This is a genomic window from Sphingomonas sp. SUN019 (assembly GCF_024758705.1).
GTDB lineage: Bacteria > Pseudomonadota > Alphaproteobacteria > Sphingomonadales > Sphingomonadaceae > Sphingomonas.
This window is the reverse complement of record NZ_CP096971.1, coordinates 1,370,848-1,387,270: the sequence shown is the minus strand read 5'-3', so window position 1 is coordinate 1,387,270 and position 16,423 is coordinate 1,370,848. Positions and strand designations below refer to the sequence as shown.

The 16,423-nt window shown below is 66.4% G+C and carries 14 protein-coding genes and 1 pseudogene; 5 read left to right on the top strand and 10 right to left on the bottom strand.

Annotated elements, in window-relative coordinates; all coding sequences use genetic code 11:
- Positions 1-81: 81 nt before the first annotated feature.
- Entirely contained in the window at positions 82-966 is an 885-nt protein-coding gene (locus M0208_RS06740) for a 2-dehydro-3-deoxygalactonokinase (protein WP_258890957.1), read from the top strand.
- On the top strand, positions 963-1,601 hold the full coding sequence (locus M0208_RS06735) for a 2-dehydro-3-deoxy-6-phosphogalactonate aldolase (RefSeq protein WP_258890956.1): 639 nt from the start codon (positions 963-965) through the stop codon (positions 1,599-1,601). The genes M0208_RS06740 and M0208_RS06735 overlap by 4 nt, the downstream gene beginning before the upstream one ends.
- On the opposite strand, the gene M0208_RS06730 is transcribed toward M0208_RS06735, so the two are convergent.
- From M0208_RS06730 to M0208_RS06710, 5 genes are all read right to left on the bottom strand, one after another.
- Positions 1,579-4,086: an ABC transporter permease gene (locus M0208_RS06730; protein WP_258890955.1), complete on the bottom strand. Its 2,508-nt coding sequence runs from the start codon at positions 4,084-4,086 to the stop codon at positions 1,579-1,581. The genes M0208_RS06735 and M0208_RS06730 overlap by 23 nt on opposite strands.
- A 10-nt stretch (positions 4,087-4,096) precedes the next feature.
- Positions 4,097-6,568 carry an ABC transporter permease gene (locus M0208_RS06725; protein ID WP_258890954.1) on the bottom strand — a complete coding sequence of 824 codons (2,472 nt, stop codon included), beginning with the start codon at positions 6,566-6,568 and terminating at the stop codon, positions 4,097-4,099.
- A 127-nt stretch (positions 6,569-6,695) separates the two neighbouring features.
- Positions 6,696-7,376, bottom strand: a complete 681-nt coding sequence (locus tag M0208_RS06720) for an ABC transporter ATP-binding protein (RefSeq protein ID WP_258890953.1) — start codon at positions 7,374-7,376, stop codon at positions 6,696-6,698.
- Between the two features lie 11 nt (positions 7,377-7,387).
- Complete coding sequence (locus tag M0208_RS06715; RefSeq protein ID WP_258890952.1) at positions 7,388-8,704, bottom strand: efflux RND transporter periplasmic adaptor subunit; 1,317 nt, start codon at positions 8,702-8,704, stop codon at positions 7,388-7,390.
- On the bottom strand, positions 8,704-8,928 hold the full coding sequence (locus tag M0208_RS06710; RefSeq protein ID WP_258890951.1) for a hypothetical protein: 225 nt from the start codon (positions 8,926-8,928) through the stop codon (positions 8,704-8,706). The genes M0208_RS06715 and M0208_RS06710 overlap by 1 nt, the downstream gene beginning before the upstream one ends.
- Before the next feature lie 148 nt (positions 8,929-9,076).
- Between M0208_RS06710 and M0208_RS06705 the strand changes: the two genes are divergently transcribed.
- The 3 genes from M0208_RS06705 to mtnP are packed head-to-tail and all read left to right on the top strand — an operon-like array spanning position 9,077 to position 12,625.
- On the top strand, positions 9,077-10,444 hold the full coding sequence (locus M0208_RS06705) for a sigma-54 dependent transcriptional regulator (protein ID WP_258893181.1): 1,368 nt from the start codon (positions 9,077-9,079) through the stop codon (positions 10,442-10,444).
- Positions 10,434-11,753 (top strand): PAS domain-containing sensor histidine kinase, encoded by a 1,320-nt coding sequence (locus tag M0208_RS06700; protein WP_258890950.1) that lies wholly within the window; start codon positions 10,434-10,436, stop codon positions 11,751-11,753. The genes M0208_RS06705 and M0208_RS06700 overlap by 11 nt, the downstream gene beginning before the upstream one ends.
- A complete protein-coding gene (gene mtnP / locus M0208_RS06695) occupies positions 11,750-12,625 on the top strand; it encodes an S-methyl-5'-thioadenosine phosphorylase (RefSeq protein WP_258890949.1) in 876 nt (291 codons plus the stop codon). The genes M0208_RS06700 and mtnP overlap by 4 nt, the downstream gene beginning before the upstream one ends.
- Before the next feature lie 373 nt (positions 12,626-12,998).
- Here the strand turns inward: mtnP and cas2 are convergent, their stop codons facing one another.
- The 5 genes and pseudogenes from cas2 to M0208_RS06670 all read right to left on the bottom strand — a co-directional run bounded on the left by cas2 (position 12,999) and on the right by M0208_RS06670 (position 16,411).
- The gene (cas2, locus tag M0208_RS06690; RefSeq protein WP_258890948.1) at positions 12,999-13,340 is read right to left on the bottom strand and encodes a CRISPR-associated endonuclease Cas2; all 342 of its coding nucleotides are present in this window, start codon (positions 13,338-13,340) and stop codon (positions 12,999-13,001) included.
- A complete protein-coding gene (gene cas1, locus M0208_RS06685) occupies positions 13,337-14,278 on the bottom strand; it encodes a type II CRISPR-associated endonuclease Cas1 (RefSeq protein WP_258890947.1) in 942 nt (313 codons plus the stop codon). Before cas1 ends, cas2 begins: the two co-directional genes overlap by 4 nt.
- A 31-nt stretch (positions 14,279-14,309) precedes the next feature.
- Positions 14,310-15,233 (bottom strand): annotated as a pseudogene (gene cas9, locus M0208_RS18550) (type II CRISPR RNA-guided endonuclease Cas9); the annotation flags it as partial.
- A gap of 226 nt (positions 15,234-15,459) precedes the next feature.
- Complete coding sequence (locus M0208_RS18545) at positions 15,460-15,987, bottom strand: helix-turn-helix domain-containing protein (RefSeq protein ID WP_408988139.1); 528 nt, start codon at positions 15,985-15,987, stop codon at positions 15,460-15,462.
- Positions 15,988-16,270: 283 nt separating this feature from the next.
- Positions 16,271-16,411, bottom strand: coding sequence for a hypothetical protein (locus M0208_RS06670; RefSeq protein WP_258890944.1), 141 nt, complete (start codon positions 16,409-16,411; stop codon positions 16,271-16,273).
- Positions 16,412-16,423 lie beyond the last annotated feature (12 nt).

Sequence of the window (16,423 nt, the reverse complement as noted above, 5' to 3'; positions counted from 1 at the left end):
ACGCGCCAACCGCGGGTGGACAGCGATATTTTATCGTATAAATGAACGCATAGTTCGAACGGATGATGGGGAGACGCGCCGATGGCCGATCCGGCGGGAGCGCATGATCCGTTCATCGCGGTCGATTGGGGAACCACGAACCGCCGCGCGTTCCTGATCGAGGGCGGCGCGGTGGTGCGCACCGAGCGCGACGATCGCGGCGCGGCGGTGGTGGAGGATTTTCCGGCCGAGGTCGCGGGGCTGCGAGCGCGGCTGGGCGATTTGCCGATGCTGCTGGCGGGCATGGTCGGATCGAACATCGGCTGGCGTGCGGTGCCCTATATCGCTGCGCCCGCGGGACTTGCGGTGCTGGCCGCGGCGCTGGAGCCGATCGACGGGCGCACTGCGATCGTGCCGGGGCTGTCGTGCCGCGACGGCGGGCGCGCCGACGTGATGCGCGGCGAGGAGGTGCAGTTGTTAGGGGCGGTCGCGGCGGGGATGGTGCCGGCGGATTCCTTGCTGTGTCAGCCGGGCACGCATTGCAAATGGGCGGTGCTGGAGCGCGGCGAGATCGTGCGGTTCACCACCGCGATGACGGGGGAGTTGTTCTCCCTGCTGCGCGCGCACGGGCTGCTCGCGCGGCAGATTGGCGGTGCGGTAAACGACGGTGCGGCGTTTCGCGAGGGCGTTACCGAGGGTGCGCGCCGTGATCTGGCCGCCAGCCTGTTCGGCATCCGCGCGAGCGGCCTGCTGGGCTTGCGCGATGACGCCGATGCGGCGGCCTATGCCAGCGGGTTGTTGATCGGCGCGGACGTTGCGGCGCGGATCGACGAGGCGGCCGCGCGCACGGTTCATCTGCTCGCCGACCCTGCGCTCGGCGCGCTGTACGCCGCCGCGATCGAGACGCTGGGCGGGTCCGCTACGATCGTCGACAGCCATGCCGCATTCGTCGCGGGCATCACGCGTATCCGGGAGCTATCCGCATGACCCATCTCGCCGCCTTCGACGCCGCTTTTGCCAAATGTCCGCTGATCGCAATCCTGCGCGGCGTGCGGCCGGGCGAGGTCGAGGCGATCGGCGAGGCGCTGGTCGATGCGGGCTTCGCGATCATCGAGGTTCCGCTGAATTCTCCCGATCCGCTCGACAGCATCGCGCGGCTGGCGACGCGTTTCGCGGGGCGCGCGGTGATCGGCGCGGGGACGGTGCTGCGGGTGGAGGACGTGGCGGCTGTGGAGGCGGCGGGCGGCACGTTGATTATTGCGCCCAACGCCAATCCGCGCGTCATCGGCGAAGCGGCGGCGCGTGGACTGGTGGCCCTTCCCGGTATCGCCACCCCGACCGAAGCCTTCGCCGCGCTGGACGCGGGCGCGGCGGCGCTGAAACTGTTTCCGGCCGAGGGGGCGAGCCCCGCGACGCTGAAGGCGATGCGCGCGGTGCTGCCGACGGGGACGCGCGTCCTGCCGGTCGGCGGGATTGCCGCCGAGGGCCTTGGACCGTGGCGCGCGGCGGGAGCGGCCGGTTTCGGCCTAGGCTCCGCGCTCTATGCGCCCGGCCTGTCGCCCGCTGCGGTGGCGGAGCGGGCGGCCGCGTTCGTCCGCGCTATTCGTAGCGCAGCGCCCTGATCGGGCTGGTCCGCGCGACGCGATAGGCGTGGGCGGAGATGGTGCCGATCGCGATGACCAGCGCCAGCGCCCCCGCCAGCAGGAACGGCGTCGGGGTCAGCGCGATGCGCGTGTCGAAGCCGTTGAGCCAGCCGCGCATCAGCCACCACGCCGCGGGCCACGCGATCACATTCGCCAGGATCACCGGCTGGCTGAACTGCCAGACGAGCAATCGCACGATGTCTCGCGTGCGGGCGCCCAGCACCTTGCGGATGCCGATCTCCTTCGTGCGGCGTTCGGCGGTGAACGCGGCGAGGCCGAACAGCCCGAGGCAGCCGATCACGATCGCCAGCAACGCGAAACCGGCGAAGATGCGCGCGCGGGCGGCGTCGGCGGCGTAGAGCTTTCCCACGATGTCCTCGCTGAAGCGGCCGTCATAGGGGACGTCGGGGAACAGGCGTTTCCACAGCCCTTCGATCCGGATGTTGACCGCGGCGGGATCGGCGCTCTGGTAGCGCACCAGCAGCGCGCCGTGCCCGGTCGATTCGTAGCGGAAGGCGATCGGGTCGAGCGGGTCGCGGATCGAGCGGAAGCGGGCGTCGGCGACCACGCCGATGATCGTCGTCGGCATGACGCCGCCGAAGTCCGCGTCCACGGTGGTCAGCACCTGTTTGCCGATCGCGTCCTGCGGGCTCTTGAAGCCCAGCCGCTTCACCGCGAGTTCGTTGATGACGACGTTGATCCCGCGCGCGACCAAAGCGCGTTCGGCGGCGGGCTCCTGCGGGAAGGGGGTGGTGGAATCGTCGGCCGGGCGATTGCGGTCGAAGGTCCGCCCGGCGAGCAGGCGGATGCCCATCGTCTTGAAGAAATCGGTGTCGACCGAATAGCTGCCGATCGTGACCGGCTCGCTGCTGCCCGGTATCTGCACGCCGTTGTTGGTGTTGTTGCGCGTGGCGATGCCGATCCCGGTGCGGCCGACCGACACGACGCCGTCGGTGCGCCGCAGTTCGTTGATGAAGGTGTCGATCATCGGCCAGGTCTGACGCCGTGCGATACCCTCGATTTGGATCAGGCCGTGGCGTTGATAACCGGGGTCCGACGTGCGCGCGAAGACGGTTTGCGCATAGATCACCGCGGTGCAGATGATCAACGCGATCGACACCGCGAATTGGCCGACGACCAGCACGTTGCGCAGCCGCCCGGACCCTTGCGCGTCGCTGGCGGACTTGTTCGCCTTCAGTACGGTGGCGGGCTGGAAGCGCGAGAGGAAGAACGCGGGGTATGCGCCCGCCGCGATGCCGACCACCAGCACGAGCGCGACGATCGGCAGCAATGCGCCGCCTGCGCCGAGATAGTCCAGTTTCAGGTCGGCCTGCAGGAAATTCGCGACATAGGGAAGGGCGAGTTCGACCACCGCGAGCGCGATGATCATCGCGACGGCGGCGATCAGCAATGCCTCGCACAGGAACTGCACGATCAGTTGGCGGCGGCTGGCGCCCAGTACCTTGCGCAACGCCACTTCACGCGCGCGCTGGCTGGCGCGGGCGGTGGCGAGGTTGGTGAAATTGACGCACGCCATGCCGAGGATCAGCAGCGCGATGACCGCGAACGTGACGATCGAGCGCTTGTCGTTGCCCGGCGTCATCGCGCCGTCCTGCGCCTTGCCCAGGTGGATGTCGCGGATGTTGACGAGCGCATAGTCGCTCTCGTCGCCCTGATTGTAGCGTTGCGTGCCGGCGATCTCGTCCCGGATGTTGCGCTTTTCGAACGCAGGCATCTGCGCGTTCAGTTGCGCCACGTCGGCGCCGGGCTTCAGGCGGAGATAGACCCAGCCCGATTGCCAGCCCCAGTTGGTCAGGAACTGCGGCTGTTCGGCGTTGTATGCGGCCATGTCGATCTGCGCGACGAACGTGACCTTCATGTGCGACTGGCGCGTCGGGCCATCGAGCACGCCGGTGACCGTGAAATCCATCTGCTTGCCGCGGCTGACGAGCGTCAGCGTCTTGCCCATCGCGGCGGCGGGGGCGCCGAAGAAGCGCGTGGCTTCATTGGTGCTGAGCACGACCTGACCCGGACGCGACAGCGCGGTCGCGGAATTTCCGATCAGGAAGGGGAGGCGGACGATGTCGAACAAATTGCCGTCGACGAACTGACCGTCCTCGATCGCATAGGCCTGACCGTCCTTCAGCGCGGTCGGACCGACGCCCATCGAATAGACGGCCTTTTCGATCTGCGGGAAATCCTTTTCGAGCGCGGCCTTGCTGACATAGGCCGCCATCTGGAGATTGCCCTCCTCGCCGGTCTGACGATCGCGGTAATAGGTCTGGAACTGATACGCGTTCTCTGCGCCGGGGAGTTGTTTGTCGAAGCCCGTTTCGTAGCGCACGAACAACAGGATCAGCAGGCACGCGGCCATGCCGATCGCGAGGCCGAGGATGTTGATCGCCGCATAGGTGCGGTTCTTCATCAGGGCGCGGACGCCGACGGTCAGGTAATTGCGCCACATGGTCAGGCTCCTATTCGTAGCGGAGGGCGTGGATCGGGTTCAGGCGGGCGACGCGCAGCGCATGTCCGGCGACAGTCGCCAGCGCGATGGCGAGCGCCAGCAGCCCGGCGAGCGCGAAGGGCGTCGGCGTCAGCGCGATGCGCGCGTCGAAGGTGTTCAGCCAGTCGCGCATCGCCCACCACGCCACCGGCCACGCGATCAGGTTGGCGACGACGACGGGCTTCGAGAATTGCCACGCCAGCAGCCGGACGATGTCGCGCACCTTCGCGCCCAGCACCTTGCGAATGCCGATCTCCTTCGTCCGGCGCTGCGTGGCGAAAGCGGCCAGACCATAAAGGCCTAGGCAGGCGATCAGGATCGCGAGCGCAGCGAAGGTCGCGAACAGCGCGCCGCGTGCGCGTTCGGCGGCGTAGGTTTCGCCGACGATGTCCTCGGCAAAGCGGCCCTCGAACGGGATTTCCGGCTCGAAGCGTCGCCATACCTTGCCGATCCCCGCCATCACCTCGGCCGGGCGGGCGGCGGCGTAGCGGACGATGACCTGGCTCGTCTGGGCCGTGTCATAGACATAGACAATCGGTTCGATCTCGTCGCGCGGGGTGCGGATGCGCGTATCCTCGACCACGCCGACAACCGTCGCGGGGATGAGCGCGGCGTCGATCGACACCTCGATCGGCATATTCACCGCGGCACCCAGATCGGCATGTCCCAGCAACCGTGCGGCGGCGCGGTTGACCACGACGTTGATCGCGCGGACGGAGACCAGTGCGCCTTCGGCATCGCGTTCGACCCGGTCGCCGGCGAACCGGTCGGCAAGGCCGCGGCCCGCCAGCAGGCGCATTCCCATCGTATCGAAGAAGGCGCTGTCGATCGCATAGCGGCCGAAATTGAGATCGGAGCCACCGCGATACCGGACCGTTACGTTCGACTTGTTGGTCGCCGCCAGCGCCAGATTGGTTCGTCCCGCCGCCACGACGCCGGGGATCGCCAGCAATTGCGGCCGCGCCGCGTCGAATTCACTGCTACTGCCGGCAAAGCGCCACGCCGAATCGACCTGGATCAGCCCGTCGCGACGATAGCCCGGATCGGTCGTCGCGATGAAGCGCGTCTGCGACCAGATCACCCAGGTGCTGGCGATCAGCCCGATCGCGATGGCGAATTGCAGCACGACCAGCGCGGCGCGCAGCCGCCCGCTGCCGGGCGTTTCGGCCGCGGCGCGGTTGGCGCGCAGCACGGTCGCGGGGCGGAAGCGGCTGAGCAGGATCGCGGGATACAGGCCGCCGGCGAGCGCCGTCACCGCGAACAGCGCGAGCGCCGGAAGCATGATCCCGTGCGCGCCGAGATAGGAGAATTGCAGGTCGGCGCCGGTCCACGCCGCCACCCAGGGCGTGGCGAGTTCGAAGATCGTGCAGGCCAGCAGCATCGCCAGTCCGCTCATCAGCACGGTCTCTCCGAACAGCTGCGCGATGATCTGCCGCCGCGATGCGCCAAGCACCTTGCGCAGTGCGATTTCCCTCGCCCGCCCGGTCGCGCGTGCGGTCGTCAGGTTGACGAAATTCATCACCGCCATGCCGAGGATGAGCATCGCGACGACCGCGAACGTCGCCAGGGTGCGTGGATCGCCGCCCGGCGTCAGCGCGCCCTGCTGCGCCGCGCCCAGATGGACGCCGGTGATCGGCATGAGTTTCAGGGCGAGGATATCGGCTTGCGACGACAGCCTTCCGCCGACGTTCTGCGGCGCGATCACGCGCTTCTCCCACGCGGGTAACGCAGCGTTGATCGCGGCGGCGTCGGCACCGCGCCGCAGCTTCAAATAGTGGTGCTGACTCATCGCGCCCCAGCCCTTTTCGGATTCGGGCCATGTCGCGAACTGGCTCTGGTCGTTGCGGAACAGCAGGTTCAGCTTCAGCGTCGAGTTCTTCGGCAGATCGCGCAGCACGCCGGTCACGCGGTAATCGCGCTTGCCCTCCCCGGCGCCCAGACTCATCGTCCGCCCGAGCGCTTTGGTCGTGCCGAACTGCCGCAGCGCCTCGGTCTGGGTCAGCACGATCGCATTGGTGTCGGGCAGCGCGGTCGCGCCCGATCCTTCGACAAAGGGAAGCGAAAAGATGCTGAAGAACGTCGGGTCGACCGTCGCCGACGGGATGAACACCGGGACACCGCCGCGCGTCGTCACGGTTGGGCCGGTGCGCACGACGGTGATCGCCTCGACCTGCGGGAAGCCGCCCGGCAGCGTGTCGCGGATGGGGAAGGGGCTGGACTGCGACCGCGTGACCGGCTGTCCCGGCTCATTCCACGTCGCCTGCACCTGATAGACGCGGTCGCTGTCGGGCAGCCAGCTATCGTAGCTGCGTTCGTAACGGATGTAGTTCAGGATCAGCAGGCACCCCGCCAGCCCCAGCGCGAGCCCGCCGATATTGATGACGGCATAGGCGCGATTCTGCGCCAGAAGGCGGAGCGCGAGGGTCAGGTTATTGCGCCACATGGTCATGATCCCTGTGCGTTCCTGTTCCCGATAACTACCGTCCGTCGTTGCGAGCGCAGCGAAGCAATCCAGTGTCCGGCACGCTGCGCTGGATTGGTTCGCTGCGCTCGCAACGACGGATCGGTGCTCAAGCCGCCCGCCGCCGTTCCTGGAGGATGTGGCCGTCGAGCATGTTGACGACGCGGGTGGCGAAGTCGGCGTGGGCGGGGGAGTGGGTGACCATCACGATCGTCGATCCTTCCGCGTTCAGGTTTTGCAGCATCCGCATCACGTCTTCGCCGTGTGCGGTGTCGAGGTTGCCGGTCGGTTCGTCGGCCAGGATCAGCTTGGGGCTGGCGACGAGCGCGCGAGCGACCGCGACGCGTTGCTGCTGACCACCCGACAATTGGCTGGGGCGGTGGCGGGCGCGGTGCGCGATGCCGACGCGGTCCATCACCTCGTCGGTGCGGCGCTTGCGGTCGGCAGCCGACACGTCGTGGTACAGCAGCGCAAGTTCGATGTTTTCGCGCACCGACAGTTCGTCGACCAGATTGAAGCTCTGGAAGATGAAGCCGATCGACGCCTTTCGCACGTCGGCCAGTTGCGCTTCGCCCAGCCCGGCGACTTCCTGACCGTCGAACGAGTACGAGCCGCTGGAGGGTGAATCGAGCATCCCCATCAAGTTCAGCAGGGTCGATTTGCCGCAGCCCGACGGTCCCATGATCGCGACGAATTCGCCGTCGGCGATGTCCAAGTCGATCGCGTCGAGCGCGGTCGTTTCGACGGTGTCGGTGCGGTAGACCCGCGAGAGCGCACGCATCTGGAGCATTTGTGGTCCTTTCATGAGGTCGCGAGGTCGAGCCGGTCCTTGTCGGCGAAACCGGTGTAGGGGGAGGTGACGACGCGTTCGTTGTTGTCGAGCCCGTCGAGCACCTCGATCGAATCGGCGTTGCGGCGGCCGAGACGGACCTGGCGTTTCACCGCGCTGTGGCCGTCGGGGGCGAGCACGAAGACCCAGTTGCCGCCGGTTTCGTTGTAGAAAGCGCCGTTCGGAATGAGCTTCGCAGGCTGCGCGTCGCCGAGCGTCAGTTTCGCCTGCAAGGTCTGCCCGCGCTGGAGATCGGCGGGTTCGCCCTGCGTGAAGTGCAGGTCGACCTGGAACTGGCCATTCTGCACCTGCGGATAGATTTTGGCGACCTTTGCGGCATAGGTCTTCGTGCCGACCGTGACAGTCGCCTTCTGGCCCAATTGGACGCGGCCGAGGTAGAATTCGTCGACTCCGCTCATCAGTTTGTTGCGGCCGGGGCTGTCGATCTGTCCGACGCGTTCTCCGCGCGCGAGCGACTGGCCGACCTGGATGCTGAAGCCCGACAATTGCCCGGCGACCGGCGCGCGCAGGTTCAGCGCCTCCAGATTGGCGCGTGCGAGGCCGAGGCTGGCGCGCATCGACTGGCTCGAGGCGCGGGTCTGCGCGAGCTGGCTCGATTGCAGGCGTTCGTCGGTGGCGCGGCTGCGTTCGAGTACCGCGAGGCGGCGGCGTTCGTAGTCGTAGGCGTCGCGCGTGTCGTCGAACTGGCGGCCGGCGACGAAGCCGCGTGCGGCGAGCGGGCGTTCGCGCTCGAATTGCCGCCGCATCTTCGTCGCAGCGAGTCCGGCCTCCAGCAGCGAGCGTTCGTTGGCGAGGCGGGTCTGCGCCAGCGCCAGTTCCTGGCTGCGCATGTTGTTGATCTGCTGTTCGACCTCGGTCTGGCGGGCGAGGGTGGAGAGTTGCAGTTCGGCGTTCGACAGCACCGCGATCAGCTGACCCTTGGCGAGCGATGCGCCGTCCTCCGCCACGACCTCCTCGACGCGGCCGCCTTCGATCGCGTCGAGATAGACGGTCAGCAGAGGGGTGACGCGCGCACGCAAGGGTACGAAATCCTCGAACACGCCTTGCTTAACGGGCGAGATCGTCAGGCGGTCGGCGGGGATGGTCTGCGACCCGGCGCTGGGCGCGAACCACCAGAAGGCGGCGATCAGCAGCATCAGCAGCGCGACGCCACCTACGATCTTCGTGCGCAACGGCAGGCTGCGCCTGGTGACGACGCGGTCCATGCCGCTGCCGCTGATCGCGGCGCCGCCCGCCGCCGGTTCGGTTTTCAGGCGCAGCACGCTCATCAGGCGATGCTGCCGATCGACAAAGTCAGCCCGGCTGGCTGTGCATTATCGGACACGAATGTCCGGAATCGGACAGGGCCGGTTTCCAGCAGGACCGAAATGCGCGCGGTGGTCAGCTCGACCTTCGCCTTCGGACCAGGCGACAGCATCGCGGTCAACGCGATCGCGGCGGCGATCACCGCCAGCGCCGTGCGCCTGCTCGCCCTGATATCGCGGTCCGCCATCACTCGTCTCCCACCGGGTTTTGCCCTTGTGCCAGATACTCAGCAGGAAGCGTGCCAGAGCGAGAAGCTTGTCGACTACAGTTGTTTTCGTTATTGGCACGGTTATTGATTGTCCGATTCCGGACAGTGATTGTACGAAAGCGAACAGATGGGTGCGGGGGCGGAATTCGATCTGTGTCTGGTGGTCGATGACGATCAGGACATTCTGACCTCGATCAGGCTGTTGTTGCGCGGACTGTTTCGCGAGGTCGTGACGCTGACCGATCCGGCGGATGCCGCCGCGGTGGTGGCGACGCGGCGGCCCGACGTAGCGCTGCTCGACGCGAATTACGGGCGTGGCGCGACCGATGCGAGCGAGGGACTGGCGCTGCTCGATGCGTTGCTGGCGGCCGACCCCGATTTGATCGTGGTGATGATCACCGCGCACGCCGGGGTGAAGGTGGCGGTGGAGGCGATGAAGCGCGGCGCGACCGATTTCGTGTCGAAGCCGTGGGACAATGCGCGGCTGCTGGCGACGGTGCGCACCGCCGCGGCGCTCCGCCGGTCGAAGCGGGGCACGCCGCCGCCTGTGCCCGCGGCGGGGGGATCGCCGCTGATCGGCGCGTCGCCCGCGATGGCGCGGGTGCATTCGCTGGTCGAGCGCGCCGGGCCGACCGACGCCAACGTGCTGGTGCTGGGCGAGAATGGCACCGGGAAGGAACTCGTCGCGCGCGCGCTGCACGCGCATTCTAGGCGCGCGGGAAAGCCGATGCAGACCGTCGATCTGGGCGCGATCGCCACCGAACTGATCGATTCGGAGCTGTTCGGCCATGTGAAGGGCGCGTTCACCGATGCACGCAGCGACCGCGTGGGGCGAATCCAGGCCGCGAACGGCGGGACATTGTTCCTCGACGAGATTGCGAACCTGCCGCTGCATCTGCAGCCCAAATTGCTGACCGTGCTGGAACAAAGGCAGGTGACGCCGGTCGGCGCGAACAAGCCCGTGCCGGTCGATATCCGCGTGATCGCAGCGACCAACATGACGCCCGCGATGCTGCGCGACGACCGCCATTTCCGGCAGGATTTGCTGTTCCGGCTGAACACGGTCGAGATCGAGTTGCCCCCACTTCGTGAGCGGCGCGAGGATGTGGCGGCGCTGATCGACCATTACCTCGATCATTATGCGCGCCGTTACGACCGCCCCGCGCCGCGATTGACCGCGGAGGCGCTGGCGGCGCTGACTGCGCACGACTGGCCGGGGAACGTGCGGGCGCTGCGTCATGCGATCGAGCGCGCGGTGATCCTGGGGGGCGACACCCCGCTCGGCCCGGACGATTTTCCGATCGGCGCGCCGTCGCCGCGGATCGCGACGGCGGCGGTGGTGACGCCGCCGGTCGACTATAACCTCGACCGGGTCGAGCGGCGGCTGGTCGAGGAAGCGCTGAAGAAGCACGGCTACAACATCTCCGCCACCGCGACCGAACTGGGCGTTTCGCGCGCCGCGCTCTATCGGCGAATGGAGAAGCATGGGCTTTGATCGGCGCTTCACGCTGGTCCTGATCGCATGGATCGCAGCGATTTTCGGGGCGCTGCTCGGCTTCTCGCTGGCGCTCGAAACGCCCGGGCTGGCGGCGGTGCGGATTGTCGCGGGGTTGCTGGTGGCGGGCGCGGGGGCGGGGCTGTGGCGGCATGTGACGCGGACCAATCGGACGCTCGCGCGCTTCATCGAGGCGCAGCAGCACGGCGACTTCGCGACGCGCTTCGATGCACGCGGCGGGGCAGGATTTGCGGCGCTGGGCGTGGCGCTGAACGGCGCGATCGAGCGGTTGCGGCGCGAACGCGAAACCGGCCTGCAGGAGTTGCGGTTTCTGGAGGCGCTGGTCGACGACCTGCCCGTCGCATTGCTGACGATCGACGACCCGCACGGCGTGCGGCTGGCGAACAAGGCCGCCCGACGTCTGTTCGCAGGTTGCGAGGGCGTACGCCCGGACGATTTCGCGATATTTGGCGCGACCTTTGCGGCGCGGCTGGCCGACACGACGCGCGATGGGGCCGAACTGGTCATCCTGCGGCTGCCGGGCGGCCCGCACCGCGCGATCCTTCGCGCGGCGACGCTGGTGCGGCTCGGCGCGCGGGTGCGCGCGATCACGGTCGAGCCGGTGCAGGGTACGCTGGACGCGGTGGAAATCGCCGCTCAAACCGATCTGGTGCGCGTCCTGACGCACGAGATCCTCAATTCGCTGACCCCGGTCACGTCGTTGTCGGCGACCGCCGCGGCGATGTTGGAGGGCGATACGGCTGATGTAACCGCGGCGCGCGAGGCGGTGGCGACGATGGCGCGGCGGACTGCGGGGCTGCACAGCTTCATAAACAGCTATCGCGCGGTGTCCGCCGCGCCCGAGGTGCGGCTGCAGCATTTCGCCGCCGCGCCGTTCGCCGAGGAACTGGCGCGGCTGATCCGCGTCGACTGGCCCGACCTGACGCTAAGTACTTCGATCGACGACGGCCTGCTGCTGCGCGCCGACCCCGATCTGCTGGCGCAGGCGCTGATCAACCTGCTGCGCAACGCCGCGCAGGCCGCCGGGCCGAGGCCCGATGCGCAGGTGATGCTCTCGATCACGGCGCGGGAGGATGCGGTGACGATCCTGGTCGAGGACAACGGCCCCGGCGTACCGGAAGCGTTGCGGCGCGACGTGTTCCTGCCGTTCTTCAGCACGCGCAGCGACGGCAATGGCGTGGGGCTGAACCTGGTGCGGCAGATCGTCGTCGCACATGGCTGGTCGATTGACGTGGTCGACCGTGCAGGCGGTGGCGCGTGCTTCAGGATTGCAGGGGACAGACCGTGACGAGCGAATGGACGATCGGGATCATCGGCGGGTCGGGCCTGTACGCGATCGACGCGCTGGAGGAGGCGGAATGGCGCGCGGTCGCAACACCGTGGGGTGATCCGTCGGATGCGATCCTGCACGGCCGGATCGGCGGGGTCGCGGTGCGTTTCCTGCCGCGTCATGGCCGCGGCCACCGCATCCCGCCGGGCGAGGTCAACACGCGCGCCAATATCGATGCGCTGAAACGCTGCGGCTGCACCGACATCCTCGCGATTTCGTCGATCGGGTCGCTGCGCGAGGAGCTTGCGCCGGGGCGGTTCGTCGTCGTCGACCAGTTCATCGACCGGACCGTGCAGCGTCCGGCGAGCTTTTTCGGCACCGGCATGGTCGCGCATGTCTCGATGGCCGAACCCGTGTGCCCGCGCCTGTCGGGCTTCGCGGCGGTAGCGATTCGCGACGCGGGCGGGGTGGCGGCGACCGGCGCGACCTATCTGGCAATGGAGGGGCCGCAATTCTCAACCCGCGCCGAAAGCCTGTTGTTCCGGCAGTGGGGCGCGGACGTGATCGGCATGACCGCGATGCCGGAGGCGCGGTTGGCGCGCGAGGCGGAGTTGCCCTACGCCTTGGTCGGGATGGTCACCGATTACGATTGCTGGCGCGACGCGGCGGCATTCGTCGAGGTGAGCGAGGTCATCGCGCAGATGGGCGCGAACGGCGCGGTCGCGCGGCGGCTGGTGCAGGCGTTCGTCGCGTCGTTGCCGGTCGAACGGACCGCGTCGCCGCTCGACACGGTGCTGGATCACGCGCTGATCACCGATCCCGCGGCGCGCGATCCCGTGGTATTGGCCCGGCTCGATGCTGTTGCGGGGCGCGTTTTGCGCCGTAGTTGAATTGGGCGGTTACAGTCCTGAGATTTCTAAATAATACGAGTTTTTTCAAGTAAAAAATATCGCTGTAAGTAATTATAATTTTATTCTACTTGTAAACCACACGATTTTTTGTTCTACAAAATAACTTGAATTTACTGCTGTTGGCTTGCGATTTCTGAACTGCCGGGCCTCTCCAGTGACGTGATGCGGCGATCGAGGCGTTGCTGTTGGCCTGCGATTTCTGAACTGCTAGGCCTCCACGTCTCGGACATCGCAGCCCGCGCCGGTTGCTGTTGGCCTGCGATTTCTGAACTGCTAGGCCGGATGTGGCTTCAACTCGTTCAACTTGAACGAAAAAACGCCACATTCGGTCCGGTAGAAACGGCGCGCCGAATCAGAACAACGCCAGCTGATCCGGATTTTTTCTTGGCCGCTTGCGACGTTGGCTGGAGAAGCGGACGATGTTTTCATACTGCTTGTCCGTGAATGTGAGGACGTGGATCTCACCCTTTTCGGGCAGATTGCGTTCGATTCGCTTGATGTGCGAATCGTAGCTTTCCCGGCCGTTGCAGAACCTGGCATACACCGAAAACTGACTCATCTCGAATCCCTGGTCTAGCAGGAACTCGCGAAATTTGGTCGCCTCGCGCGATTGCTGTTTGGTGCCGACGGGCAAGTCGAACATCACGAAAATCCACATCAACCGGTAGCCGCTGAGGTGCGCGCCATCGCTCATTCGTCCCCTGACGATCCTGGGAACGGATCGAGCGGGCGGGTCAGCGCAGCCCATTCCATCAGTGTGGGCGGGACGAACAGCGCCAGATCGGATGTATTCATTTCGAAACTACGGGCGAGCGACTGCGCCAGCCGCTGCGCCGCGACGGAAACAGGCGACATCTCGGCTCCGATGCGGACATCGAACGCAATCAGCCGGGCGAAACGGCGCTTGATTTCGGGATCGAGCGCCTCGACACCCTGGCCGAGCATCGCGACAACCAGCGCGTCGACGAGCGGGCGGAACGGCTCGACCAGATCATCCGCCAGCGCGAAGGCGTTGCCGCGATTGGCGTGGAAGATGCCGATCGTCGGATGCAATCCCGCGGCGATGACCGCCCGCGCGACGGTCGCGCGCATCACCGCATAACCGTAATTGAGCAACGCGTTGGCCCCGGCCGCATCGCGATCACGGCGGAAATCGGGCCCCATCAGCGCGGGCCAGTAGCGGCGTGCCGCCTGCGCCTCGAGATTGTCTGGATCGCCCGATCGCACCCGCCGGGCGATCAGGTCGAACGCGGTGGCCCCGGGGGCATCGTGGAAGGCGAGCAGCGCGCCCTGCATCGCGATCTTGGCCATCACGACGCGCCGCCACAGCTGCTTGGCGAGCGGCTTCCCCGCATCCCACTGCGCGCGCATCCGCCCGCCCTGTGCGTGAAAGCCCTCAATCGGCAACGTGACCGCGACGGGGTGGTGGTGCGTGTTGCAGAACACGATTGGGCTGCCGCGCTCGGCCAGCGCGGCGACGAGGTTGCCGGTCCATGTGCAGCCATGCGCGTGGAGAATGACCGCGTGGACGTCGTCCAGCGCGACGCGGCCGACCTCTTCGCGATCCTTCGCTACGATCAGGAAGCCGCGATAGGCAGAGAGGTGCAGCAACGACCGCGGCGTCGATCGCATGGTGGCGGTGATCGAGCCGGTTCTTGGGCGCGTTGCTGTGTTTATTTTCTACCGCAGGATAGTTGTGGTCGAGCAATATGTCGTTCAGGCCCCACAATCGCCGCAGCATCGCTGTCATCCGACCGGGGATGACATAGACGCTGCCCTCTTCCTTGGTCGCGTACAGGCTGCCGAGATAGCGCCCGGCCAGACGTGCCAGGTATTGCGTGTCGGTCAGTTGCCGCGCCAGGAAGCCGCCGTCCTTCTCCACGCGCGCCATCGCATCGGGGCCGAAGCGCCATTGCTTGGATTTGTGCAGCCGCGCGACCTGCTCAGAAATCGTTTCCCAACGGTCCTCGTCGTGACCCCACTTCTCGTACGGCGTGCGGTTGCCCTGGGGGTAAAAATCATACTCCTGAGATTGGCTTCCCATGCGGACACGAGCACTCTCATTGGAGTCCAGTCGCGTCTTCAGAAAAGCGCCAAGAGTCCTCTTCCTTTCGTCGGGAATGGCCTTCTCCATCTCGACGTCCAGCTTCTTGCTTGCGCTAGCGATCTTGCCGTCCTCGCCATCGGCGACTTTGCGTTCGGCCTTGCGGTTCGATTTGAATCCGCGCCGCTGGTTGAGGTGAAACAATGCGCGGCCGATCTCGTGCGGGGTCAGCGCCGCGTCGAGCGCCTTGGCGCGCAGCACATACGGATCGAGCGCGGCGACCAGCTTCGCCTCGTCGGCATCGGCGGGCATCAGGCTGTGCGCGATCAGCGCCTCCAGAAACGCCGAGCGCCGTCCGATATACCGATCCCGCCGCCGCCGCGCCGCGCGCGCCTCGCGACGATCGACCGCCAGCGACGTGCCGGACTGCGGATCGCGCCCGTCGGAAAAGATGCGCACGCCGATGTCGACGATTCGCGTATCGTCCTCGGTCAGGCACCACCCGATGCTGTTCGTGCCGATATCCAGACCAAGCCGCCGCATACGTCCCCCAATTTTTCTTTTTGTTCGATCAGGCAGATACGTGTCGGATCACTCCGAAAGCAATTGACTTCCGGTCCGTTTCGGCAGATTGTAATGAAGTTCAGAAATCGCAGGCCGGCTGTTAACAAGCAGTTTGACTGCACCAAATAAGGGCCAAGCTACGGCCTCGCCTTTTTTGTTTCTGGCGTTTTCGCTCCATAATCGCCGCTCCAAATCGTGATGTCGTTCAACGGCTGATGCGCCGCATACCGCCGTGGAGCGATCGGCCGCCGGATCGGCGAGACACGGCCGGCGAAACCGCGCGGTCGGCGATCGTCATCCCCCGAAATGTTCGCGGATGTAGGTTGCGGTTTCGCGCGGCGTGTTCCTGGGTCGAATTGCCCGATCGTACGAAGAAGCGTTCGGCGGAGACGTTACGCGCGTCCCTTGTGCTCACGAACACATGCGAGGGCGATCGATCGATGTCGATCCGGCACACGGCCGCATCGTCGTGTTCGGGAAAACTGATGCGGATTGGCGCGGCGCGATAAGCCTGTCCGAAATGATTCGTGACCAGGTTCGTCAGGTGCAACTGCATCTTGTCGCGATTGCCGCCAAGGCAGTCATAGTCACGCTCCAGCCCGGTGATCGCGCCATCGTCCGCAACGCCGATCAGCAACGTTCCGCCGACACGGTTGGCGAACCCGGCCAGCGTCTTGATCGCGACGTCCTCCAGCTTCTTGTTCTGGACACCCGCAGCAACATCCCACCGCAGCGTTTCCTTGAATTCGAGCCGTTCGTGTTCGCCCTCGGCGATCAGCGTCGCCAGTGGCGATGGCGGTTTGATCGGCGGTGCGGCGACCGGGGCCTCGCGCCGGTAACCAGCACCCCGTTCCTGCGATCGATCCAGCCCTTTTCGATCGACGCGGTGACGATGTCACCGATCAGCTTACGCAACTGGCTGCTGGTCGCCTTGAACCCGATCGCGCGCGAAGGTGCTGTCAGTCTAATGCGAACCGCTCTCCCCATGATGCACGTCGGGCTATGGGGGCAGGGGGCTAGCTCGCGATGATCTGCCACTCCGCCAAGGCGGCGGAGCGTCGTTCCTTGTAGGTCTTTCGGTCGACAAGATGGCGTTCGAGGCTGAAGTGATTGTGGAGGTTGGCGTGGACCGAGGCGAACTTCTGTAGCGAGCCCATTCGCCTAACCGG

What these genes read in the sequence shown, in the direction of transcription:
- M0208_RS06740 (WP_258890957.1), top strand. Translation starts at nt 82, where the DNA reads ATGGCCGATCCGGCGGGAGCGCATGATCCGTTCATCGCGGTCGATTGG.
- M0208_RS06735 (WP_258890956.1), top strand. Translation starts at nt 963, where the DNA reads ATGACCCATCTCGCCGCCTTCGACGCCGCTTTTGCCAAATGTCCGCTG.
- M0208_RS06730 (WP_258890955.1), bottom strand. Translation starts at nt 4,086, where the DNA reads ATGTGGCGCAATTACCTGACCGTCGGCGTCCGCGCCCTGATGAAGAAC.
- M0208_RS06725 (WP_258890954.1), bottom strand. Translation starts at nt 6,568, where the DNA reads ATGTGGCGCAATAACCTGACCCTCGCGCTCCGCCTTCTGGCGCAGAAT.
- M0208_RS06720 (WP_258890953.1), bottom strand. Translation starts at nt 7,376, where the DNA reads ATGCTCCAGATGCGTGCGCTCTCGCGGGTCTACCGCACCGACACCGTC.
- M0208_RS06715 (WP_258890952.1), bottom strand. Translation starts at nt 8,704, where the DNA reads ATGAGCGTGCTGCGCCTGAAAACCGAACCGGCGGCGGGCGGCGCCGCG.
- M0208_RS06710 (WP_258890951.1), bottom strand. Translation starts at nt 8,928, where the DNA reads ATGGCGGACCGCGATATCAGGGCGAGCAGGCGCACGGCGCTGGCGGTG.
- M0208_RS06705 (WP_258893181.1), top strand. Translation starts at nt 9,077, where the DNA reads ATGGGTGCGGGGGCGGAATTCGATCTGTGTCTGGTGGTCGATGACGAT.
- M0208_RS06700 (WP_258890950.1), top strand. Translation starts at nt 10,434, where the DNA reads ATGGGCTTTGATCGGCGCTTCACGCTGGTCCTGATCGCATGGATCGCA.
- cas2 (WP_258890948.1), bottom strand. Translation starts at nt 13,340, where the DNA reads ATGAGCGATGGCGCGCACCTCAGCGGCTACCGGTTGATGTGGATTTTC.
- cas1 (WP_258890947.1), bottom strand. Translation starts at nt 14,278, where the DNA reads ATGCGATCGACGCCGCGGTCGTTGCTGCACCTCTCTGCCTATCGCGGC.
- M0208_RS06670 (WP_258890944.1), bottom strand. Translation starts at nt 16,411, where the DNA reads ATGGGCTCGCTACAGAAGTTCGCCTCGGTCCACGCCAACCTCCACAAT.